The organism is Bradyrhizobium ontarionense, assembly GCF_021088345.1.
Taxonomy (GTDB): Bacteria; Pseudomonadota; Alphaproteobacteria; order Rhizobiales; family Xanthobacteraceae; genus Bradyrhizobium; species Bradyrhizobium ontarionense.
The window spans coordinates 6724165-6749358 of record NZ_CP088156.1 but is presented as its reverse complement, the minus strand read 5'-3'; the positions used below and the strand labels follow the sequence as shown (position 1 = coordinate 6749358).

7 protein-coding genes are annotated in these 25194 nt (G+C 64.8%); 1 reads left to right on the top strand and 6 read right to left on the bottom strand.

What is annotated here, in order from left to right:
• Positions 1–217 precede the first annotated feature (217 nt).
• The 4 genes from LQG66_RS29460 to LQG66_RS29445 form a co-directional block, all read right to left on the bottom strand.
• Positions 218–14281: a filamentous haemagglutinin family protein gene (locus tag LQG66_RS29460; protein WP_231319344.1), complete on the bottom strand. Its 14064-nt coding sequence runs from the start codon at positions 14279–14281 to the stop codon at positions 218–220.
• Positions 14282–14507: 226 nt separating this feature from the next.
• Positions 14508–15254 (bottom strand): STN domain-containing protein, encoded by a 747-nt coding sequence (locus LQG66_RS29455; RefSeq protein ID WP_231319343.1) that lies wholly within the window; start codon positions 15252–15254, stop codon positions 14508–14510.
• 157 nt (positions 15255–15411) lie between these two features.
• Positions 15412–17037 (bottom strand): PEP/pyruvate-binding domain-containing protein, encoded by a 1626-nt coding sequence (locus LQG66_RS29450; RefSeq protein WP_231319342.1) that lies wholly within the window; start codon positions 17035–17037, stop codon positions 15412–15414.
• Positions 17038–17048: 11 nt separating this feature from the next.
• Positions 17049–18974, bottom strand: coding sequence for a hypothetical protein (locus tag LQG66_RS29445; RefSeq protein ID WP_231319341.1), 1926 nt, complete (start codon positions 18972–18974; stop codon positions 17049–17051).
• A 620-nt stretch (positions 18975–19594) separates the two neighbouring features.
• On the opposite strand from LQG66_RS29445, the gene LQG66_RS29440 reads away from it, so the two are divergent.
• Positions 19595–19834, top strand: coding sequence for an SDR family oxidoreductase (locus LQG66_RS29440; protein WP_345778921.1), 240 nt, complete (start codon positions 19595–19597; stop codon positions 19832–19834).
• 521 nt (positions 19835–20355) lie between these two features.
• Here LQG66_RS29440 and LQG66_RS29435 read toward each other — a convergent pair.
• Entirely contained in the window at positions 20356–20604 is a 249-nt protein-coding gene (locus LQG66_RS29435; protein ID WP_231319340.1) for a hypothetical protein, read from the bottom strand.
• A gap of 114 nt (positions 20605–20718) precedes the next feature.
• Positions 20719–25161 (bottom strand): non-ribosomal peptide synthetase, encoded by a 4443-nt coding sequence (locus LQG66_RS29430; RefSeq protein WP_231319339.1) that lies wholly within the window; start codon positions 25159–25161, stop codon positions 20719–20721.
• Between the last annotated feature and the right edge of the window lie 33 nt (positions 25162–25194).

Genomic DNA, 25194 nt, shown 5'->3' with positions numbered 1-25194 from the left:
CGGCGATGACGGCCGTCCGCGCCATCGCCGCGGACCTTTCCCGAGCTGGACTCGCTTGCGAGGGCCTTCCGACCCCGTCTATCCTCTTGTGTCAGCGCAGCAGCAACAACGGCGACCGTCCGGCTCCCGCCGTCGGTCTCATGGAAGGCACAGCTCACCGTGCGACGAAACGACGTGACGCTACGCGCCCGCTCGCGCGAAGCCACATGATGTCGGCTCACGGCTGCGGCCGACACTCCGCTGCGCCATCCTTGCAGGCGTCGGGCTTGGTTCCGCTGCCCTGAGGCGCCGCGGCGCCGTTGTTGTTGCCGCCGATCTGGCCCGCACCACTGCGTGCAGGCGTGTCGGTGCCGGAACCGCCCTGGCCGCTGCCGCCATAGCCGAGCACTTCGACGATGATCACCGACGGCCGCGCATCAGTGGACGGCTGCTGCGACGGCGCGAGCTTCTGCGGCGCGGCCACCGTGTTGTTGCCGAGGGTCAAGGCCGCCAATGGCGGCGGCGCGACGGTCGGAAGACCCGTCGTCGAGCCCTGGACGTTGATGTTGAAGGCGTTGAGAATGTGCGCGGCACCGAGGCTGAGGTTGCCGGCGACGCGAATGCCGGCCGCGCCCGCGTCGATCGTGCCGGTCGGTGCGTACAGGTTGACGTCGCTCTTGCTCGGGTCCTGCCCCTTCAGCGTGACCAGTGCCGCGATGCCGGCGCCGGTCACCAGCCCGGTCGGATTGAGGTAGCAATAGCCGTTGGCGTCGCAGATGGTCTGCTGCGGCGGACTGGCCGCATAAGTCTTGGAGCCCTGCCCGGCGTTGATGTCGCCATTGGCGGAGAACATGTCGATGTCGCCGCCCTGCATGGTCATGACCCGGCTCTGCGCGAGCTGGATCGTGCCGTCGCTGTAGCCGCGAATCGTCCCGCCGGCGAGCGTGAGAATTCCTTCCTGGATGGGAGACAGCAGGTCTTTCCCATTGCGGCCGACATTGATGTTGCCGCCGGGCACCAGGATGTTGATGTCGCTGCCCATCTGTGTCTCGAGCACCGAGCCGCCGAGCGCGATCGTGCCGGTCACGACGCGGCTGGCTGCGCCGTTGACGCCGTTGACGGGGCGGTTGTCGGTATAGCCGAGCGCCGCCGGGAACAGCGTCGAGATCGCGGCATAGGCGCGGCCATACTCGCCGGCATACGCGCTGGTTGGATCGTTGCGATCCTTGCCGACCCGGATGAGGAAGTCGTTGAAGCTGCTGTTGATCGCGAGCTTCTCGCGCAAGGTGGGCGTATCCTGTCCGGCGGCGATGGTGGCGAACCTCGCACTCGCGGCGTCTCTGGAAATACCGAGAACTCCGGCGATATCGCCGAGGAAATCGAAGCCGACATCCGGCGCGGTCGGCGCGATGTAGTTGTTGATGAAGGCGATGTAGTTGGCGCGCGCGCCGGTTCCGAAATAGCCGCTCAGCGCCTGATCGACCAGGCCGTGCTGCTTGTCGACGGCAAGCGCATTGAAGTCGCTCCATGCCTTGGCGCGGGTGGCGGCGTCCCACGACTTGGCCGGATCGATCCCGTCGTTGAGCTTGGCGGCGATGAGCCGCAGCAGATCGATCCCGCTGGTGCCTGACCGGGCCGGGTCGACATATTCGGCGATCACCGCTGCGTAATCGACGCGCTGCGGCTTGACGCCGGCCATCACGTAGATGTCGGCGCTCTGGTTTGGCAGGTATTTGACCAGCTTTCCCGGAACGTCCGTATTGGTGCCGTAGTTGGTGCCGTTGCCCGCCGCAACCAGGCCCGCATAGCCGTTCTGGTTCTGGCTCTGGCGGAGCGGACCAATGTTGCGCCCAGCCTGGATCAGCCACGAGCCGGGACCGTAGAGAACATAGGAGCCACCGATGATCGAGTTTCCCGCCACCATCGAGGTGACATCGCTGACATTATTGTTCTGGAAGGTAATGGTCGCAAGTCCGGCATTGGACTGCGGGACACCGTCGACAGCCGACGTGATCGCTAATTCAGACAGAATGTTGTTACCCGCGGTCATGTCGGCCAGCTTGATCAGCGTGATGGTGGCGGTGCTCGCCATCGTGATATCCTGTCCCGCGGCGATGATGACGGGCACCGGGTCATTGGCGTGCAGCGCCTGGGTCAGATCGGCAAAGGTTTGCCCGAGCGGATTGATGTAGCTCGTGACGGAACTGGCGGCGCTATGCACGTATTTGCTGGACGCTCCGGTCGCCAGATCCTGCATGATGATCCCTGAGCCGGCGCCGATATTGATCGACTGGGCCGCCATCAACGACAGCGTTCCTGTAGCCGTACCAGAAGAACTCGGGATTGGGACGATATTGATGATCTGCGCCACAGCACCAATGACGATGGATCCGCTCAGGGCCGTGGCGTCAAGGTTGGCGGGATAGAGCCCCGGGACGGAGGTGCCCGTGATGACGGATCCTCCCTTCGCCACGACCGCACTCGCGGTCGCGGTTGCTATCGTGACGTCGCCGGAAACGGCGGTCAGGGAAACCCCGCTCTGGGCTCCGTAGCTGGTGAACGGCGTACCCATCCAGGACGATGTAGAAACTGTGGCTCCGCCCGGCAGGTTGGTGGATGTGACGGAGCTTACCGCGAGCTGAGCTGGATCGTACACGGACAGGAGATTGATGCTGCCACCCGCCATCGCGCTGATGAAGCCGTTCTGAACGCCGAGGATCAAGTCCAGGGGTTTGCCGGTCGGCGACGTATTGGCCGACTTGGCAGTCGCATTGGAATTTCCGGTCACCAGCGCCGCCGAAGCCGACGAGTTGGGATCCGCGCTGATCGTGCCGCCGACCTTGATCCGGCCACTGCCGAGACCAACCAGGAAGTCGCTGCTCAGCAAATTGCCGCCGGCCTGCACCAGCAGATTGCCGCCGCCATAGGTGATCATGTGCGCCGGATCACTGGCGGTGAGGCCGCCGGCGACGATCAGGGTCTCCGGAAGCGAGACCCCGATCTGCTTGATGTCGCTCCCCGCCAACAGGGTCGCGTTCCCGCCACCGAGGGCGCCGATGCCCTGGAAGAACGATGCGTAGTTGATCCAGGCTGCGGTCTGGCAGCTGTTGAACGCGGTGCAATTGGCGAATGGCGTCGCCGTGCCGTTGCCCCAGCCGCCATGGAAGTACCAGTTGCTCCACAGCTGCATGGAACTCGAATAAGTTGCCGACGCATCGTTGATCGTGGTCTCGACGCCTACGATCGACTGCCCGGCGGTGATGGTCACGGAGCCGCCGCCAGTTCCCCAGGTCGGTGTGTTAACGGATCCGTTCGTACAGGCGCTGCCCCCGCAATTGTCGCTGAACGGGACCGTCACAGCGGTGAAATCGGCGGGTGTGGATGTCGCCGCGCCCGCAGTATAGACGGCGCCCGGCACGGACTTGTCGAGGAGCTGAAAGTTGCCGGCGGCCGCGATGGTGATGCTGCCGGTGCCCGTGCGCACCAGAGTGGGAACCTTCGTGACGGTCGATACGCGACCGCTGATGTTGACGTTGCCGGTCAAGGCGCCCGTGAGCGCCGACACCGGTGTGACCGCGTATGGGTTCACCGTCGTGTCGCGGTTGGGCGTGAATGCCGCGCCCGCGACCAGGTTGATCGAGAACGAGCCGTTGTTGACGCCTTGGACGCGCGACATCAGGTCCGCTGCGGCCGTCGTATTGTAATCGGCCACTTTGCCCGACAGCGCCGGATTGTTGGCGATCAGGTCGGCCACGGCAACGGATCCACCGAAGTAGTCCCGTGTCTCGTAGAAGCCATCACTGATGGTCGCCTTGACCGCGACGTCGTTGGCCGCACGCACGGTCAGGACGCCGGGCTCCCCACCGGCGGTTCGATAGGCCAGGGGCGTATTGGCCGTGGCGACGAGCTGGCCGGTGTAGTTCGTGTAGTTGGCGAGAAGCTTGCCGGCGACGTCGGTGATCACGCTATTCGCGGCGACCGACGTGCCGTTCACGGCCGTGAATGCCGTGGCGTTCGTCAGGCCCTTCACGCCGCCGAGGTTCCAGTTGCTGGCGACGGTGACGTTGCCGCCATTGATCGAGGATGACGGGTTCGACAGCACGATCTCGGGACGCACGTGCAGGATGGCGCCGAGCCCGCTGGCGAAATCGAACGCGTCGCCGTCCCCCGCGCTGACGGAGTTCGCGAACGACTTCTGAACCAATCCGGTCAGCGTGGTCTGATAGAAATTGACGTGATCGGCGTTCGCCGTGGTCGGCACGAAGATGCCGATGCCTTGCGCGACGTTGGTCGTCTGCGACAGCGAATAGGATTGCTGGACCGTATATTTGGCGGTCAGGGCCACACCGTTCGCCGTAACGGCTGGAGCATTGGCGTAGGTCGTGTTCGGATTGGTGGGGACGAGGCCGGCGATGAGCAGGTTGGCTGTCACGGTTGCCGCCGTCGTGCCTCCGGTCACGGTTAACGTGACCGAGCTGGTATAGCCGATGGCGGCGGTGTTATCCACGGTGACCGCGGTGACGGCCCCCGAACTGAAGGTCACCTTGCTGACGACCAGTCCGCTGCCGCTGCCGCCGCCCGTCAGTGTCACGAGGACCGGATTGAGCGTCATGGCAGCGTCGGAATAGCAGGTCCATGTCGCACCACCCCCCTTGCAGGTACGAGTCAGCGGTGTGCCGAAGCCCGATCCCTTGTTGGCTGTTGTCGGCGCTAGATTCCCCGTCTGGGTGGTCATGATCGCCGTGGCCACGCCGCTGGCGCCGCCGACCAGGATCGTCGGCACCGCGGTGAAGGTCGTCGTCGTGCTGTAGCTGATCGTATCGCCGGCGATCACGGTGCCGGCGACCCGCGTGCCCGTGCCGTCGAACCAGCCGGCAGGATCGATGATGCCGTCGAAATGACGGCCGGCCGTCGTGCTGTCCGTGGTGCTCCAGGTCGCATAGGCATTCAGCGCCAGTCCGCCGCCGGATGTCGCGCCATTGGTCACGACGTTGCCCTTGAAGCGCACGTTCACCGTGGAGTCGCTGAGCAGTGGCGCGCGCACGATGACCTGGCCGGCGGGCGCCGTGGGCCCGCCGCTCACGTCGAGAATCGCGCCGGCGTCGACCTTGATCCAGCCGGAATTGGCGCTCGTCACCTGCTCGAAGCCGTAGGTGGGATCATAGGCGTTCGGCGTCGGCGTTCCCGTCGTGGCGAGGGTGATGGTGCCGCCATTGGGATTGGTGGCGCCATTGTCGAGCGTGGAATAGCGGCTGAAGGCGGCATCACCCTGGGTAACGGCGCTCGCAAGCAGCCGCGCGGACGATTGGATCCACACGCCACAAGAGCTCGTGCAGCCGGATGACGACGGCAACGTTCCTGTTCCAAACAGCGAGATCTGGCCGCCGCTGAGACCGCGCGCATCGATGGTACCGCCGACATTGACGCTGCCACCATTGGCGGTGAGCTGGACGTTGCGCGACGTCAGGGTCGCGCCGGCCGGAAGCTCGATGTTGCCGGTCTGCAAGGTCACCGTGAAACTGCTCGAGAAGTTCGGCGTCGCGCCGTCGAGCGGCAGCGTGCCGTTCAGGTTGCCCGCGAGCAGGCTGAAAGTGCCGCCGAGATCGTTGAACTGCGCCGCCCCGTTCAGCGTGCCGGCCAGCGTGGCCGTGCCGGTCGTGCCGTTGTTGCCGGTCTGGATGGCGAGCGAGCCGGCATAACCGGCATAGGGATTGGAGACGTCGATCGTCGCGCCGACGATGCTGACATTGCCGAGGCTGGAGATCAGCTGCACGCTGCCGCCCGGCGCATCCATGAACTGATCGTTCACCGGCAGGCGCACGCCCTGGGCGTTGATCGCGGCGCCGGACGTGACCGCGACGTCACCCGCCGCCGCAGTCAGGCTGACCTTGCCGCCGGCGGCATCGATATGCACGCCGTTGCGGGCCGTGACCGATGCCCCGGTCAGCGCCAGCGTGCCGCTGATGCTGTTGTCGGCGGCGAACACGCTCGCGCCATTGCCCTGCACCACGAGATTGCCGCGCGCCGTGACCGTCTGATTGGCGCCGGCTTTCACCACGACGTCAGGCGCCGACAGCGTGAGATCGGAGCCGCCCCAGATCGAGATGGTCGGCGCGCTGGTGTAGCCGGTTCCGCCGTTGGTCAAAGTCAGCCCGGAAATGCCCGTGCCGCCGAGCGTAGCCGTCGCCGCCGCACCGGTGCCGCCGCCTCCGGTGATGGTGACGAGCGGCGCGTTCGTGTAACCGGTGCCGCCATTGGCGACCGTCAGCGAGCTCACCGTGGCGACCGCCTGCACGGAGACACCGGAGCCGCCGCCGCCAGAAATCGTGACCGTCGGAATGCCCGTGTAGCCGGTGCCCCCCGTCACGTTCACGCCGACCACACCGAACTGCGGTTGAAGCCCCACGGTGGGTGCGGCTGCCGTGCCGATGGCGACGCCCGAGCCTGAGCCGGCGGTCACGGTCACTGTCAAATTGGCGAGGACGCCGCTGAAGCCCGACCCGCTCGAGATGATGTTGACGCCGCTGATGGCGCCGGTGGAGGTGACAACGGCCGTGCCGGTGGCGGTCGCTCCGGTGACCGAGTCCTTGATCGTGACCAGGTCGCCGTTGCGATAGCTCAATCCGCTGCCACCCGCAGGCACGTTGAAAGACACGATGCCGAGCAGCGCGGTGCCGGTCGCCGTCGTTCCACCGGCGCCGGAGATCGTCACCGTCGGCACGCTGGTATATCCCGTGCCGGCGTTGTTGATCTTGACCGAGCTGAGGTTGAACTTTGCCGTCGCGGTGGCGGCAGCCGCATCGATGCTGCCCGTCCCGGTGAAGGTGATGCTCTCGGCGGCGTTCCAATTGACCTTGCTGAATCCGCCGAAGCTCTTGGCGCCGGCGTCCGCGGTGATCACCTTGGCAGCATTGAGGATGAGTGTGCCGCCCGCGCCGGCGGCGACGGTCGGATCGGCGCTGACACCGGACACGCCGCGGCTGTTGACGAGGGTGATGTTGGTGGCCGCGATGGTGGCGCAATAGGCAGAGCAATCCGCGGCACCAGCCCCGCTCGTGTTGCTGCCGATGCTATAGAAGCCGGAGCCGTCGAAGGTCAGCGTGCCGATCGGATTGGCGGCGTCGCCAAGCGTCAGACCTGCCTGGTCATAGAAGTCGAATCCGGTGTTGCTGCGCAAGGTCACCGACGTGGCCCCGGCAAACAGGCTGTTGAACTGATCGGGCGTCAGATTGAGGCCGCTTGCCGCCAGACCTTCGGGACCGAAATTGATCGTGTTCGCGGCGATCGACAGGTTCGGCGCCTTGAGCGTGACGCCGGTCGTGGACGCACCATTGCTGTTCGCCAAATCGGGCGCGAACGCACCGGAGCCGCTGGTATCGACCATGAGCGAGTTGCCGGCCATGATCACGACGCCGGCGCCGGCGACGAGCTGCGCCGTTCCGACGGCCGTGCCGATGGCGAAGCTCCCGGTGCCGGTGGCGCCGCTGCGGGTGACGGACACCATGCGGCCGTTCGATACCCGCAGCAGTGCGCCATCGCCGGTCAGCGTGATGTTCCGGCTGGTCCCGGATACGGTTCCCTTGGTGGTGACCACACTGCCGGCGTCGACCGTAAGCCCCCGGGCGCCGCCTGCCTGGGTGACCAGGATCAGCTCAGGGCTGCCGAGCGCATGCTGCGCATCGGATGCGACCTCGAGATTCGTGGCGACCGCGGTGACCGAGCCCGGCGAGGTGACGGACGCGGTACCGCCGATCAGCACGCTGCCCGCGCCGAGATTGCTGATCTGGTCGGCATCCAGGAACAGATAATTGCTGAACGCCGTGCTCGCAGTGAAGCTGCCATCGGCGGCGACGGTGCCGAACTGGCCCAGCCGATCGCTGGCGACGATCGCGATGTTGGCGGCCGCGATGTCGATCTGTCCGGTCGCCCCCTGGACCGCCGGCGCAAGATCGCTGCTGCCTGCCGCGAAATTGTTGTTGCCGCCGAGGGTCAGCTTGCTCGTGGCCCCGATCACGAGCAGTCCGCCATCGACCGGCAAAGCGGTCGGTGCGAGGCCGTTGTTTGCCGCGTAGCTCGAGAAATAGCTGGTGCCGCTGGTGATGTTGATCTTCGAGGACTGTCCCCAGACCGCCTGCGATTGCAGCTGGAACAGCACCGTTTGCGACGAGCGGGTCCCCGTGATCGCATTGCCGAAAGAGCCGGTCACATAGACCGAGCCGTCGGCCCCGGTGAAGCTGCCGGTCGATGCTGCAGCACTGGCTGCGTATTGCACCACACGGTAGGCGCCGGGCAAGGTCGCGTACATGCCGGGGAGCAGCACGTAGGTGCCGGCCGCGATTCCGTTGCCACCGCTCAAGGTGACGGAGGTCCCCGGCGCGATCCCGGCAGCATTGTTCATGGCTGAAGCAGGGAAGCTCGACAGCTTGCTCCCGCTTGCGGCCAGACCGCCGGACGTGACGCTCTTCCCGGAATAATAAGGATAGGTCGTGAAGACCGGGTCGTAGGCGGCCACCTGGGCCTCGTAGGCCGGCACCAGCGCGTAGACCTGGCGTCCGTCGGCATATGTCGGCGTATAGCTGGTGCTCGTGCTGCTCGAGGTGACCGTTGAAACCTGCTGATAGTTGAGCAGGACGTTGCGGGTCCCGCCGGTACCCGGGACGTATTCGACCGCATACACGTCGCCGCCGCCGCTGGCATCGATGCTGCCGCCCAGCTTGACTGAGGAGCCGAAGACGCTGATCGATTTTGCCGGCGCTGCGGTTTGTTGGGGAACTGCCTTGGTGCCTGCGCTGTTCGTCACGTTCGCGTTCAGATCGATACCGTAATACCAGGTCGCGCCATCGACCGTCGTTCCATAGGGGATGTCGAGCCCGCCGGTCGAGACCGCAGTCAGTCCGCCGGCGCCGAGAGCCACCGATTGGGTCTGCACCAACGCCCCCGAATAGGCCGTTGCTGATGGCGACACGACCGACTGAGTCACCGCCAGCGGCATGTCGGCCGCCGAGCGCAGCCCGATGACGATATTGCCGAGCGGCGCCCACAGCGTGCCGTCCTGCTCGATGTTCTGCGCGTCGAGCACGAGCGTGCCGCCAGCCGACAGCGGCGCGGTCGGCTGGCTGTTCGCGTATTGCTTGATGGTGAGCGTCGGCGAGGAATCGCTGACGCTCATCGTCGACATCAGCAGGTAGGCGGTGCTCGTGGCCGGAAAGATCTCGGACGCCGTGATGGTGAGGCGACCGGGTGTGACGAAATAGCCGCCGAGCGTGGTGGTGCTAGCGGGCAAGAGGGTTTCGCTGCCATAGCGGCCGGGCAGCAGCCGCACCGCGCCGGCCGTGGTCAGCGCGGCATTGCCGACATTCACCAGTGACAGGTCACCCTGGAGATCGATCCATTGCGTGACAAAGCGCCCATGGGATACGCCATCCGAGCCGACATAAAGCGTGCCGTCGGCCCGATTCTTCGCTGCCGGGGGCGATATCAGTTGCTCATAGCTGGTCCCTGCCAGCCGGATGTAACCGGCGTCGAGCGTGACGGTCGCGCCGCCGACGCTCGTCGGAGTATCATTGAGATTGGCGAGCTTGGCGCCGGCCTGCAGAATGCTGATCAGGTTGCTCCCACTGTGAAGCACCAGCGATCCCGGCAGGCTGATCTCTGTCGACCCGGCAAACCCGATCGTGGCTTTATTTTGCAAGCCACTACTAAATCCTCCGGCCGCGAGCGACACGGAGCTGAGCCCGCTATTGTTGAGCATGTCGGCGGCCAGCGTGACCGTCGTGGACGGCGTCGCCAGACCGCTCTGGGCGATCAGAATCCCGGACCCGATCCCGATCACGGTTTGCGCGTCGGCGCTGTAGACGGAGTTGAAGGCCGACCCATAGGGCACCAGCGTCCCCGGCAGCGCGAAATCGCCGAGCGACAGCGATCCGCCGGCGGCCAGCGGCGCCCCGCCGGCCGCCGCCAGCGCGCCACCGAGATAGACCGTGACGCCTCCGATCTGCAGCGTGCCGCCATTGCTCCACACCGCCTGGGTCTGGAGCTCGCGCCCGACGGGGACTTCGATCACCCCCGCCGCGCCGGCGATGTTGATCGCGGCGCCTGGCTGCACCTCGACCGCGGCGTTGCTGAGCAGGGTGACCGTGCCGCCATCATAGACCGTTCCGGTCGTATAACGGGTCACCGTTGGATCGGGCACGAACACGCCACTCACGTCCAGCATGCTGCCGGCAGCGATCGTGAGATTGCTGGAGCTCACGAGGTTGATCGCCCCGCCTTGCGCCTTGACGCTGCCAGCGACGGTCAAGGCGGCCTTGTTCGAGACCATGGTGACCGTGGCACCCGCCCCGGCGGCAATGCTGCCTTTGAAGCTCACGGCCTGATCGGCGACCAAGCTCACTGTCGCACCGGGATCGGTCGTGATCGTAGCACCGGTGCCGACATTGATGCCGCCGGTCACGTTCGCAAATCCGGACGAGGACAGATCGATGCCGGACTGCGTGAGCGACAGGTTGAGCGGCTTGCGCAGGCCATCGATCACGGTCCCGGCCTGGGCAAGATCGCTCGCCTTTGCAGCATTCGTCGCGACCCCTGCCAGCGATCCGGGAGCCGGGGTCAGGAGATTCGACTGTTGCAGCGTCAGCGCGGTGTTCGCGGCGACATTGGCTTCCGCCAGCCCGATCAGCGCGTAGCTGCCGAACCCGCTGTTGCTGAAGAAGGCGGTCGGCAGGTTGATCTGACCGACGCCGCCAGTCTGGGTCTCACCCGCACCGTAGGAGATCGCGCTGGTGCCGCCGATCTGGACGTAAGGCGCCTGCAGGGTGAAAGTGCCGCCTCCGGCGAAACCCCGGGCGTAGATGTTGCCCTCCAGATAGGTATTGGCGCGATCGCTCAACGGGACGATTGTGGTCAGTCCCGTCCCATTGTCGCTATAGTAGTAGAATCCGGTTCCGGCCGCAGCGAGGAGACCGGAGGGCGAGCCCACGATATTCGTCGACGCGGTTGCGTAGATCGGTAGTATGAGATTATACCCATCACGGGCACTATAGGTCTTCAATGCAACGCTGCCGCCCTTGCCGAGCGGAAGGCCGTCCGTCCCCTTTTTCAGCGCACCGTTGCGATCGATATAGCCGCCGCTCGACGCATCGATCACACTCCCCTGCGCCAGCCTGATGCTGCGCGTGGTGTCTGAAATCGACTGGATCACGTAATTAGTTGAATTGCCTAAATCACGTCCCGAGGTGATGGTACCGGTACCAATCAATTGAGTAACGCGATCGCTGCTCGCAAGGGTGCTGATCGTCACCGAGCCGCCGTCGACATAGGCGGATCCGAGCAGCGAGCCAGTGTCGGCGCCGCTGTCGTTGACCCACAGTCCGCTGACGTCGAGCCGACCCGTGACGAGGAGATCCTGAAGCGCCACCGACTGCGCAATAGGCCTCACGGTCATCCCGTCGGTGAGCGTCCAGCCTGTCAGGGTGATGCTGCCGCTGCGCGCCGTAATGGTTCCGTCGATCCGCTCGACATTGCCGAGCGTCACGCTGCCGCCGGGCAGCACGGTGAGCGCGGCATCCGCGGTCATCTGCAGCATGGCATTACTGCCGGTGTTGATGCTGACACTGCGGAAGGCTGACGATGTGAGGAGGTCGCTGAACACTGGGAATGCCAGCGTACCGTCGGCAAGCGCGACGAGCGTCGGAGACCAGGATGTTCCGAGCTTGAACGTCGACAGGCCGAATGGATCCAAACCGGCGTCGGCTCGAGGTTCGAGCAGCACCGTGTAGGTCGTGCTGTTGGTGCCCGACAGGGCCACGCTGAGGCCGGCGCCGTTCGGCATCGCTTCGAGTCCGGCGCGCTGACGCTCGCCGGCAACGATCGCCGTCGCGAACGATCCTTCCAGGATCGGGGCGGTCGCGGTGAAGTTGGCGGAGCCGGCGCTGCGGCCGGAGATGTAACCTGGATCGTAGTAGCCGCCCGCCAACACGCTGGCATAGGTTTCGCTCACGCCCCAGCGCGCATGATCGACGCTGAAGCCGCCGAGAACCGCATAGCTGAGATCGGACGGCGCGCTGCCGATGTTGTAGACGCGGCCGTTGGAGCCGACCACACGCGTCGTGGCGACCAATCCTGGGGCATACTGGACATAGCCTCCGGAGAGATTGATCGTGGAGCCCGGCAGCGTGATCGCGTTCTGTCCCGCCGTGATCGCGAGCTTTCCGCCCACGGTCAGCAACTCGTCGATCGTCTTCGGAATCAGGCCGGTAAAGCCCTGCGCGTTGAGAAGCGGCGAGCCGACCCACGAAACTCCGTCGGCCCGCGTTCCACTCAGTCGTGCATCGATCGTGACGGTGCTGCCAATCAGCCCCCGCGCCAGCGGCGTATCCGCGACCTCGGCAGCAGTCACCTTGAAAGTCAACATGTAGTTGGAGGTCGGCAAGGTCACGCCGGCAAGACCCGACAGGTCGATGCTGCTGCCGGCTTCCATCAGAACCGTGCCGGTCGTCCCGCTTGACAGAGTTCCGGCCGTCAGCTCGACGGCCGCTCCGGGCGCCCTGAGGAACGCGCCTCCAGTACCATCTGAAGCGCCCTGCAGGTCGACGTCACCGCTCGCCTTGATCGATACCTGCGGCTGGATGTTGGCCGCGAAGTAGGTCGACGTGGCCGTATTGGTGGGGATGGTGCTGCTGGTCTCGTCCGGCAAGATCGTCGTCAGGCTGCTCGGTCCGAGCACGATGCTCCCGATCGCTCCGTTGGTCGTCGGAGTTGTGTAGGATGTGCTCAGACCGATCGACCCGGGTCGGGTGACGCTCGTCGTGGCCTCGATCACACCGAGCTGGCGAATGCTGTCGGCGACGACGCTGATCGCACCGTCATTGGAGACGATCAGGCCGTCGTTTGTGACGAGGCCGCCATTCGGCAGAGCTGTGGTGAGCGATGTGGTCGTGACCGCCGGCGAGAGCACGATCTGGTCCCCGTTCACCACGTTGACGGACACCGTCGTCGTGCCCGGCGCGAAGGAGGTCGCCGTCAGCGCCTGCTTGACCCCCGTCGCCGTCGAGAACGGCTCGGTGAGGACGATCCCGCTCCCGGCTGCGAGGACGATCTGGCCATTGTTGGCGGTCAGCGTGCCGGAATTGGTGACCGTTGGCGCGATCAGCGCGACATAGCCATTGCTGGTCGTCGAGCCCACGGGGTTGGCGGTGATGTTCGCACCCGGCTGCACCACGATGCCGCCGCCCCCGAGCGATCCCAGCGTCTGATCGCCCATCACGAAGACGGCGGATTTTCCGCTGGCCACCGCGACGCCGTTGCTGTTCGTTGCAGCCGTGACGAAAAGCCCGTTCTGCGAGAAGTAGTCGTTGGCACTGCTCTCATTGGCCGGCGCGGCAAACGCGTACGACGTACCGTTCGCGGTGACGCTCTGCACGCTGTAGTTCGGGCTCGTGCCGGAGAAGGCCGAGGCAGCAGCGGTCGAGGTTCCAGCGATATCGTGGGTGCTCGCGATCAGCGACCCCACATTCACCTGGCTGCTGCCGCCGAAGATGATGCCGTTCGGATTGATCAGCAGTACCAAGCCATCGGCTTTGATGTTGCCGAGGATCTGGCTCGGCCTGCCGGTCGCGTCCACCCGGTTGAGCGCAACCCAGCCGGGATTGCCCTGCTGGTCGAAGACGAGCGAGGTGTTCCTGCCCACATTGAACTGATACCAGGTCATGATCGCCTGAGAGGCGGTCTGCTTGATCGTGACCGTGGTCTGGCCGTTGCTCGCGGACTGAACCGGTTGGCCGGCTCCGCTCCAGAGGTTGGTCGCCGTGCCGGCCTGCGAGGCGTTCACGACGCGTGGATCGACCACGAGGCCGCCGGGCGATAGACCATCGGTCACAGTTGCAAGGCCGCCGCCGAGGCTGTTCGACGTGCCGGTCGTCGCGACATTGCGGGCGGCCGCCTGCGCTGCCTGCATCGCCTTCAGCATGGCGGCAGCCTTCGCCATGGCATCTTGCGACTGCTTGGCGATCGTTGCCGCCTGTTGGGAAGCAGCCGAGGCTGCAGCGCTCGCCGCCGCAGCCGCCGATGCCGCGCCCGACGCACCAAGCGGACGCGCCTGGACCGCGACGCCGTTCAAAAACAGCGCGAGCGCGCTCACGCAGCCGAGCCACGCCAGCCGGTGGAAACGGGATGGGGCCACCCGGCGCGAGACGTGCCGCTGCGCGGCCATCGGCGCCACAGCAGGCGGCTGCGTCTCGATCCCGGCCGCGCATTGAAACATGCCGCTCGAACGCGCGGCACGTCGCTGGCGCGAGGCCGCCATTGCAGCTCGTCTCGCGTGCGTTGACCTGCCCTGCGACATCGTTCGCTCCTGATTTCCGCCGCGCTCGCTGCAGGCGCGCGTCATGGACGCGGCCGCCGCGGCTCGGCTCACTGGTAAACAGACGATTGATCGGGGCCGACACCGAAAGAGATTCGGCCAATGGACGGCCAATGCCGCCGCCGCGCGCCGGGGGGCGGACCATCCGGCAAGCCGTTGATCTGAAAAATCAGTGCGTTCGGACGCTGACGCCGATCCGCACCGGCTGCGCCATTCCAGCCGGTTGTGGACGGCTCATGGTGAGGCCGCGCAGAGCCGCGATCAGGGCCGTATCCCGTGCCGGATCGCCGGTCGTGGTGGCCACATCGACCTGCTCGACCGTGCGCTCGTGGTTGATCCAGAGGTTCACCACCGCGCGATAGTTGCCGTCGCGCGTCCGCGGGTTGTTGCGCAGCGCGTTATGGACGTCCATCCGCACCGACTCACTGAATTCTTGCGAGACCAACGTGCTCGCCGTTGCTCCCTGGACGTGCAATGTGCCCAGCGACAGATCCGAACCGAAGCGCGGCGCGGCGCCGTCGGCCTCCGCGGGAGCCTCGAGCATGAGCGTCAGCGCACCAGGGCGGCTGTACTGCACCTTCAGATCGGTGCCCGCCAGGAGTTTTATCAAGGCCTCATGTGGGGTATGGAGCCCCTCGATCGCCGTGGACCACCGCCCTTCGGCCGATTTGCTTTCATAGAGCAACTGAACTCCGGCCACCTGGCCGAAGGCCTGCAGCGCCGCCGCAAGTGGCTGCGCGGGAATCGCGAAGAAGCGGCGCTGATCGTCCCCAGGCGTGCCGGCTTCGACAGCCAAGCTCGTCGACACGTCCAGCAGAATGAACACAACGGCGACCAGCAGCGGCAGAACCGTGCGATACAGAACGTCTCTGGCGGTCGGAACAGCCGCAATTTGAGGGTGACGCCCCATTCCCATCGAACGCTCTCGAACCACGCGCAGGTCGCTGTTGGCACTTTGTCCAACATGCCCATTTAGCGGAGAGATGTGACGTCCATTCGGGTGTTTCGGTCGTCCTCGCGCAGGCCGTCCGCAACTAGGCTACCGACATCGACCCGGCGCGAAGGACGAATGGTCAGGCAGCCGGCGCGGCGGCGCTCGGGATCACGTCCTCAGGACCAGCCTCCTCCTTGCCGCGCCATTTCGACAGTTCCGCCAATTCTGCCTCGGGCTGCCGCGTGATGATCTCGCCGCGACCGAGATAGATGCAGCCTTCGTTGCCATCAACGGTGATCCAATCGCCCGCCGCAATGGTGGCTTCGTTGATGCGCGCCTGAGCCTCACCATCGAGCTCGATGGCGCCGCATCCGACCACGCACGGCTTGCCCATCTGGCGTGCAACCAACGATGCATGGGCCGTACGAGCCCCCACCGCGGTGACGATCCCCGATGCCGCGGCAAAGCCGGCGATATCAGCGGTGCTGGTGTCATGACGCATCAGGATGACCGGATCACCTGACGCCGCGAGCCGTTCTGCGGACGCGCTGTCGAACGCCACTCGCCCGGTTGTGACACCGCCACATGCAGCAATCCCGACCGCCGCGGGTGACCCGGTCACGACGAGCGAGGTCTCCGCGAGAGCGGCGAGGTCGATGCCTTCGATCCTTCCGATCGCCTCCGCGCGCGTGATCAGCCCCTCATGCACCAGGTCGACCGCGATGCGGACCGCGGCGCGCGGGGTGCGCTTCGCCGCCCTCGTCTGCAGGATCCACAACCGGCCTTCCTCGATCGTGAACTCGATGTCCTGCACATCCCGAAATTCCCTTTCGAGCCGCTTCAGCGTGTCGCGCAGTTGCTCCGCCACCGCGGGAAGCGCCCGCGAGAGGGCCGCCTCCGTCTCCGGCGTCCTTCGCCCAGACACCACGTCCTCCCCTTGAGAGTCGAACAGCACATCGATGACCGGCTCGCGCGCTCCCGTGGAGGGATCGCGCGAAAACGCGACGCCCGCACCGGACGACGTGCCGCCATTGCCGAAGATCATGGCTTGCACCGTGACGGCAGTGCCCTTCAGATGCTGCATCCCCTGCAGGCGGCGATAGGTCTGTGCACGCTCGCCCATCCACGATCGATAGACGGCCCGCGCCGAGCGTTCCAGCTGGATCGCGGCATCCTCCAGCCAGCCGTCATCGTCGAAGTCCTCCAGCAGCCTGCGCTCGTCAGAGGCGAGGCGCTCGAGCGCTTCGCTGTCCAGCTCGCGCTCGTTTGCCACGCTCTCCGCGGCAATCATCTGGTTCAAACGCCCTGCCAGCGGTGCAGGGTCGAGTCCGACGACGGTTTCGGCATAGCTCTCGAGCAAGCGCCGCCGGCAGTCCCATGCCAGGCGGGGCCGGCCGGTCGCGCGGACCAGACCGCGCACGGCGTGGGACGTGCAGCCGACATTGAGAACGGTGTCCAGCATGCCGGGCATCGACCGCGCTGCGCCGGACCGGACCGAAACGAGCAGCGGATTGCGGGAGCAGCCGAACGACTTTCCGGTCGCCTGCTCGAGGAACGCTATCCCCTCCTTCAGTCCTTCAACAAGCCGGCGCGTTGCCTGGCCCTTTCCTGCCACGACGTCCGCGCAGAGCTGTACCGGCAGCACGAAGGCGGGCGGGACTGGCAAGTCCAGTGCCGCCATCCTCGCGAGATTGGCCGCTTTTGCCCCGACGTCCTCCGCTGTGGGCCGCTCGCGTCGGCCATCCCCGATCCGTACGATACTCATCAAATCATTCCTCAGGCCGAGAGGTCACTCATCGTGTAGCGCCGCAGCAGGTGGCCGAAGCTCGCCAGACAATCGGTTGCGCGCTCGATCGCCCGCGCGAGCTCCAGGGCAGCGAGGGACGCCGCCACGTCGAGTCCACCGGAGAACACGCTCGCGGTAATCTCGCGCTCCCTTGCATCCGCCTGATGCTCCGCATCCATCAGCCGGGCGACGGCCGCAAGGGCATCCTCCGAATCCGCGCGTCTGCCTTCCTGCACCTCCGCCGCAGCAGCCAGTCCGGCAGCCGCGCACTCGGTCGCAGTGACGGTGATCGAGGCCAGACTCCCCAGCGCGGACCTGATCTCCGGATTCATCGGACCCGACGTCAGAGACGCAATGAACGCAGCCTGCTCCAACTCATCGATCGCCTGCTCGATACGGTCGACCAGCTCGCCGATGACCGGCCGCGCATTGAGCCGCGCGATTTCCGCGCGCGCCTCGATGGCAATCCTGTCGGCCTTGCGCTCGATCCGGCCGGCTCGCTCCGCGAGCAGTCTGACCGCAGCCGGATCCGGATCAATCGTGGATACGGATTGCTGGACGAGCGCAGCGACATCGCGCGACAGGCCGATCTGCCGCAGCACCATGGCGAGCAGCGCGCTGTCGACGCGATCGAGATGCCTGACGAGGTCGGCGCCGATCCGGTCACGCGCCAGCCGCGACGACTGACCGCCAAGCAGAGCCTCCGTCGAAATCTGCAGCGTCATCTTGAGGAAGCTGATCGCGGCGTCTCGTCCCAGCACCTGGTCTAGTCTCTCGCCGAAGCCGATGCGCGTGGGAGCCGCGCTGCGTACGGCTGCGCCGAGCAGTTCGTTGCCGCCAAGCTCCAGGAAGCCGCGGTGGCCGATACGCTGGCGCGCCGCCCACTCCAGGATGCGCACCGCGTCATTCTTCGCGACCCAGCTGCGGAGCAGCTTGCGGGCCTTGTTCCAGTCGATCAGGAAGACCAGCGACGAACCGATCGCGGCGAGCAATTCGTCCCGATCGTCGGGCCCGCTATACTCATAAGATCCGGTGACGAGATAGAAGGTCCCGTCGTTCTCGAGGCCCCCGGCAGCATGCTTGTCCAGTCCGCTCCATTTCAACTGACGTCCGTCGAACAGGGATACGAAGAATTTCGCGCGCGCCAGATGCACGTCGGTGTAGGTCATCGTGATGGCGCTCTCCGTGACGACGATGACGATCACGTGCGCATCGGTGGTGCCGATGTCGTTCTGGATCACCAGGCGATCGCCCGCCCGAAGCGCGGTCGCATCCAGTCCGGGATGGTTGAACTTGAGTGGCCGTGTCTCATTGAGGCCGCGCATGAAGCTCGCGACCGGTGCACGATCGGACTCCTGGATGCCGAAGACATGGGCCCCTGCGATGATCGCCTCCGCATGACTTGCGGCCAGACGGTTCAGCGCCTTGTGTAGATCCATGACCAATCGATGCAGGCTGTCCGGCCCTTCACGATCGACGCCCGTGAGACGACCGATGCGAGCGATCTCGATCTCCGACGTCGCGTCGAGATCACCGGCGCTGCGGATCAGAGCCAGGCGCTTTTCGAAGTGTTGGCCGTCCGCCGGATCTCCCGCGGTGACCGCGCCGATCATCGCGAGAATATCGCCCTCGATACCCTTCAGCAGCGGCGCCAGTCCCGGTGCAACGACCTTGTCGTCGCCGGCGAGATGGGCCCCGCTGATCAACGTGACGAGCGCCGCAGGCGCAAGTCCGGCCGCACGGCTCTCCATTGCGAGATCAGGCACGTCGCTGCGCGGCTGCCTTGCATGTTGTGCCGCGGCCTGCAGCGCGCTCAGACGGAGCTTGATGCGATCATTGGCGGCCAATCCCTCGGACACGAGGTGTGGCAACAGAATGTCGGACTGTCCGAGTTCTTTGACGATTTCTGTCTTCATTGGCCCATATCGCGGTTTAACGATACGCTTCGTAGCAGTCGTCGAACGAACGGGTTTTGCGCTGGATCATTCATCAAATTGTCACATGCCGAGATCATGCGCTCGGCATGGGCGGCCTCGTCATGAGGATGCATCGTTGTGCAGAACGTTGCAGTGATGCAGACGCGGAACACGATCGCGTCGGGAATTCGTCCGGCCTGCGTGGGGGCGATCGGAGCGAGCTTTCCGCCGCCTGGGTACGCCCGTGGCCTCGACGACGAGATAGATGCGGTAGGCGACGAACAGCTCCCCGGATCTTGAGAACCCGATTGTGCAGCGGCGATTTGAAGCGCAGATGACACGGGTTCGCACCGCGACCGAATCCGCGTCCCGTCGATGGGCGTCGAGATCTCCGCCGGCTCGCGGTGAGGCAGAGCGACGATCCCGACCTCGATACGCTCGCGGATGACACGACCAATCAGGCGTCACGCATCGATCATGTCGTGGGATGCGTTGCATCACGCTCCCGCTCCGTCGATGTGCGGGTGGGCCTCGCGGCAATATGATGCTGATTTTAGCGACGGAACGCGAAATGACCCCGACCATCGGCAACAGCAGCTGGGCTGAGCGGCGGGCTGACAATGAGCTACCATGGCGCCGACAAGGTCGCGGACCGTTACAACATCATGGGGTTGGCCAAGGCGTCGGTCCGCTGTCTCGCCGCCGAGCTCGGCGACAACAACATCGGAGTCTGCGCCGTGTCGCTCGGCCCGCTGCTGGTCCGCGCCGCGAGCGGCATCACACTTTCGATGAGCTCATCGAGGCCGCTGTGGCCCAAATCGCCTGCAGAAAGCTACACAGGCGCAACAGAGCTCGATTGACTGTTTCACCCTAGATCGGGGACATGATTGAGGAGAACAGTTTGGCGACGCTGCGTGGCAAGCCGGGCGACGGGAACCTGAGCTAGGCTGCCGTCAACAATTGCAGACAAGGCGCGACGACCAAAACTCCCGCAGCCTGAGGGCTACGGGAGTCTGTAGCGTTGGTTGCGGCGAGGCGCAACTACGGACACCGACATTCGCTGAGGGCGGACACGTGAGATCTGCCGCGAAATCAGCCTTCCGAAAGCTGTGCGTATCCCGATCCCGTGAGGGCTTATAGTCCGCTCGGAGGGAGGTCGCGGCCATCGTCATTTCAATTGCTTGCGGAGATAGGCGACAGCGTATTTTCCGCCGACGAATGTCTTTCAAGTCCCGAGCACGACCTGAGTGCATGTTCGGCGGGTTCTACGGGTTCGGCTTCAGGCGCACGACGTGCCTCTCAGGCTGTTCAGGCGAAGCTGCGGCGAACGTCGCACCATCGCTCACCACAGCAAGCCCGAACCCGACGCCTCCGCTTGTCGCTAAGGTTTCCTCGCGGCCAATGACTTCAGCTCCGGCTCTACAACACCTCGCAGAAGCTTCCGGATCTCATCCGATGCCAGTATCTGACTCCGCAACTTCGCGCGCAAGACGACGGCGGTCACAGGATCAATCGTAGCGAGTTCCTCAGCCGTCAGAACTCTCGCCGCCAGATACGCATCAAAATCTCGTCCACTCAGCTCCGGGAAAGTGCCGTCACGAAAGCCTTCTCTGAAGGTGGCAGTAGCCATGAGATCCTCCTGCGAAAAGAAGCTTGCTGAATTCAACCGTCAAGATAGTGCCACCGCACAAAAACAATAACAAGTAGAAATTCCTTTTGATTGCAGATGCGACGATGTGACACCTTAAGTGACATCGGTAGTTGAGCACGGAGCCGTGCTGACCGCTCCTGCCCAACTGTCCAACAAGGAGAGGTATCGCGCGAGCCAGCGCGTGACCCTTTCGCGCTCAAAGCTGCAGGTCTTGTACTCGAATAGGACGCGCAACTGTCCTTGAGAGTGCATGGCCTGAACCGACAAATCGAGATCCGAACAGGCGGTATCATAATCCTTGGCCGCCTCCGCAACTGGCTCGATGATCTCGATGCCGGGAAGTGCCTCCGTTTGACCCGGCGGTTCCTGAAACAAGAGCACGGCATTAAAGGGAAATTCAAACGCTGGCGCCTCCTGCCGCAGGCGCTCGATGACCCATTCGAACGGCGCTGCGCGATGCCGATAGGCATCAAGCAGGACGCTCCGGCAAACCGAGATTACTTCCGTGGGGCCGGCGCTTCCCGCGAGATCGATGTCGAGCGTAAGCATGTTGATAAAGAGGCCGACAGCGGCTTCGTACTCAGCGCGCCCGCGAAGGGATACCGCGGTGCCAATCCGCACGTCGTCCCTTCCTGTCACCTCGCGAAGCAGCATCGAGAGGGTGGCAAGCAGGACGACATAGAGCGTACAGCCGCTGTTGCAGCCTGCGATGCGCAGCCGCTGCAGCAAACCCGCATCAATCACGGCACTCACGCGGCCGACGCTAAATCGCGAAAGGCTTGACCTCGAGGCGTCTCGGGGCAATTCGGCCGGCGCCTTCGCCAGCCTGGTGCGCCAGAAATCCAGCTGTTTCTCGGCCTCCGGACTGGCGAGCCATTTCCGTTGCCAGCGCGCGAATTGCAAGCCAACGCGCTCCGCGCGCGCAACGGCTGGCGGGGCGGCTCCAACCGCAACGCGATAGGCCATGACCAGGTCGTGAACGACCACGTCCAACGACCATGCGTCGGCTATCATGTGGTGGACGCAGAGGAGCAGAAAATGCTCTCGAGGCCCCGCCCTGACCACAAGCGTCCGAAAAAGCGGCCCGGCCGCGAGTTCGAACGGTCGCAGCATGTCCTCGGAAAGGAGCGCTTCGACCTTCCCGTGACCGTCGACGACTCGTATCGAGGGTTCCGGCACCGGCTCGAACCCGAACATCGCACCTTCGAGGCCATCGACGACGTGCGAGCCCAAGATCGGGTGCTGTCCGATCGTTGCATTGAGCGCGCGACGCAGCGCTTGCACATCGAGATTTCCCTCAATTCGGTACGCCCTTCCGTTGACGAAGAAATGGCTTCCGGGAAGCATGCGTTCGACGTGGTACATCTTCGACTGAGCGACCGACATCGGCCAAGTGCGGGCATCCTCCTCGTGTTCAGGCGCTGCGGCCAGCTCGACATTCGCCTGCAGCAAGTGGTCGATCACGCGAGCGAGTTCCAACGCAGTGGGATGCTCGAAGATCGACTCGAGAGGCAAAGCCACCCCGAAGGAGTCCTGAATCATGGCCATCAGCCGAATGGCGAGCAGCGAATGGCCTCCCAGCGCAAAAAAGGAATCCTCCTGATTGACTTCCGCTACGTTCAGCATAGCCGCGTATAATGCGGTGATCATTTCTGCGATTGGCGAAGGGGGACGAGCGCCGGCCTCCAGCTGAGTCCGGGGCATGGGAAGGGCCGCCAGGGCCTGCCGGTCGATCTTTCCGGATGGCGTCATCGGCATCTGGTCGATCGCCACGATAGAGGTCGGGATCATTTCACGCGGCAGGCGTGCGCGCATCGCTGCAAAGAGATCACCGTCGGTCACGCCGCTCGATACCACATAGGCGGCGAGCACGGTATTGGCCTGGTTGGTGCGCTTGGCTACGACGGCGGCTGCGAGCACCCCGCTTGTGCCCACCAGCACAGCTTCGATTTCGCCCGGATCGATGCGAAGACCTCGGATCTTGATCTGCTCATCTGTCCGGCCAAGACAAACGATCGTTCCGTCGGGGCTGCGATACGCCAAGTCTCCACTGCGAAACAGGCGCTCGGTATCCAATTCGGGAAATGGGTTTTCGATAAATCGGCTGGCTGTCATCTCCGGATCATCGAGATATCCGCGTGCGAGGCAGCGCCCACCGAGGTAGAGCTCACCGCGCTGGCCGATCCGGCAGGGCTGTCCGGCTGAATCGAGAATCACTGCCTCGACATTATCGATCGGCAACCCGATGGGAATCGGCTCATCGTTCGGGATGTCGACGATCTCGTGCCAGATGCAGCCAATCGTCGCCTCGGTCGGGCCATACAGGTTCAGGATACGGATGTGGGGGCATATGGCGCGCAGCGCAGAGGCAACCGAGGCGTCCAGCCTCTCGCCACCCAGTATGACGGTCCTGAGGCTCGCCAGAGCCTGCGGTTCTCGCCTGAAGCCGGCGACGAAGTAGTTCAAGATCGAAGGCACGAAATCGACAAGCGTAATTCGTTGCTTCGCGATGGTTCGGGCGAGCTCTGCGCCATCTGCGGGCTGGTCGTCCGACAGAACGACAGTGCCCCCTAGGGTCAAAGGCCACAGACACTGCCAAACGACGCTGTCGTAGATGAATGGCGTCGTCTGCAAGACGCGGGCGCCCGCCTCCGCACCGATCACGTCGTCCATCCAGTCGAACCGGTTGACCAGCGCGCCGTGAAGGCAAACGACGCATTTGGGTTCACCGGTCGAACCGGACGTTGAAAAGACATAGGCCGGATCTTCAGAGCCAACCGCGACCGAGATCGCGTCGGCCTTCTCCGTCGGCGGAGCGATGACGATCCCCTTGAGCCACGGCAGCCGATCCGCTGTTGCCGGATCAAGCACCACGGTGGGGCTTCGAAAGCGCAACTGCTCGATCCGGTGTTTCGGCCACCGCGGATCAACGGGCGCAAAAGCGGCCCCGCTCCGCAGCACCGCGAGCATGGCGACAACCGCCTCCCTCGCTCCTTGCACCACGATCGGCACAATGCCCCCGGGCGCCACGCCGACCTCGGCCAAGCGCTTCTGAACGGCGGCAGCCCAGTTCACAAGGCTGCCGTAGTCGAGATCACCGCGATCCGACGACAGGGCAATGGCCCGGGGCGACCGAGCGGCCTGAAGATCGATGCGCTGAGCAATACCGACCTCGTTTGCCACCCGACGCCGGCCACTCCACGCCTTCAGCGCGGCTTCCCTGGCCGCGCGATCGAGTACGGCAAGGCTCGACAGATGCGCCTCGGGCCTCGCGGCGACATCGTTCAGCATGGTCATCAGCGATTCCAGCAGGCCATGCGCGCTCGCTGTTCCCAACTGATCAGGTCGCGCCTGCACGGTCAGGTCCCAGCCCAGCTTCGACCGCCGGACATCGACGCTCATATCGAATTTCAACTGCCGCGGCGGAATCGCGATGGGACGAATATCGAGATCGAGGCATCTGACTGCATCGTGCGCGCCCTCGGTGAACGTGATCATGCCCTGGAACAGCGGCCGCTCACTTGCGCCCAGGGTCGCCACGACCTCCTCGAAGGGCAGATCGGCGTTGTCGAAGCTTTCGCTGCAGACGTCGCGCACCCGCTTGAGGAAATCGACGAAGCGCGGATCACCTTCAGCCGACACGCGGAGCACGACCGTGTTGACGGTGAACCCCACAATACCCTGCAGCTCCCCCGGCATCCGATTCGTGACCGGCGTGCCGACCGACAGATCCGTTTCCCCGGAAAGCCGGTGCAGCAGTGCAAAATAAACCGCCACGGCAACCACCATCGGGGACGTCCCGCAGGTCGCAGCCAGCCTCTCGAGAACGCGAGTACGTTGCGGCGGCAGGACTGCCGTCGCAATCTCGGCTCGGCTCTCGACAACCGCGCCCATGCGCGGAACGCGAGCCAGCTCCGGCAAAGGCGACAGCTGCTCGCGCCAATAGGCCAGTTGGCGTTCTCGTTCACCGCCTTCAAGGAGCGATCGCTGCCAGGAGACGAAATCGGAATACTGATAATCGGCATGTGCCGACAGCCTGGGTTGGCAGGTGACGATTGCCGCATAGTCGGCTGCCAATTCGCGTTGCATCACGTCGAAGGAGAGACCATCACAGGCGATGTGATGGACGGCAAGAACAAGGACGTGGGAGCCATCCCGCACCGAGAAAAGTGCGGTCCGACAAACGCCTCTGCTCAGGTCGAAAGACTGGCTGATGAAATCCGACGCCGCCTGCTGGATCTCGGATTCGCAGATCGGTCCGCCCACACACGAAAGGCTCGTCTTGGTGTCGGTCTGGACCAACGCCCACGGCTCGGCCCCGATTTCGACAATCGACGTCCGCAGTGCCTCGTGGCGACCGACGAGATGATCCAGCGACTGCGCGAGCGCACCGATGTTCAGGTTCCCGACGATCCGTCCGACCCACGCCTCCGTATAGGCAGAGCCGCTCGGATCACGCCGGTGCAAGAACCACAACCTCTTCTGCCCGGCAGAGAGAAGTTGCATTCCGTGAGATCCGGTGACGGCCTGTTCCATTCGCACCTCCTTCCCCGCAGCTGCCGACAGCCG

Excerpts from the sequence above, each read along its gene's own strand:
- LQG66_RS29450 (WP_231319342.1), bottom strand. The coding sequence starts at position 17,037 with ATGAGTATCGTACGGATCGGGGATGGCCGACGCGAGCGGCCCACAGCG.
- LQG66_RS29455 (WP_231319343.1), bottom strand. The coding sequence starts at position 15,254 with ATGGGAATGGGGCGTCACCCTCAAATTGCGGCTGTTCCGACCGCCAGA.
- LQG66_RS29460 (WP_231319344.1), bottom strand. The coding sequence starts at position 14,281 with ATGGCGGCCTCGCGCCAGCGACGTGCCGCGCGTTCGAGCGGCATGTTT.
- LQG66_RS29435 (WP_231319340.1), bottom strand. The coding sequence starts at position 20,604 with ATGGCTACTGCCACCTTCAGAGAAGGCTTTCGTGACGGCACTTTCCCG.
- LQG66_RS29430 (WP_231319339.1), bottom strand. The coding sequence starts at position 25,161 with ATGGAACAGGCCGTCACCGGATCTCACGGAATGCAACTTCTCTCTGCC.
- LQG66_RS29445 (WP_231319341.1), bottom strand. The coding sequence starts at position 18,974 with ATGAAGACAGAAATCGTCAAAGAACTCGGACAGTCCGACATTCTGTTG.
- LQG66_RS29440 (WP_345778921.1), top strand. The coding sequence starts at position 19,595 with ATGAGCTACCATGGCGCCGACAAGGTCGCGGACCGTTACAACATCATG.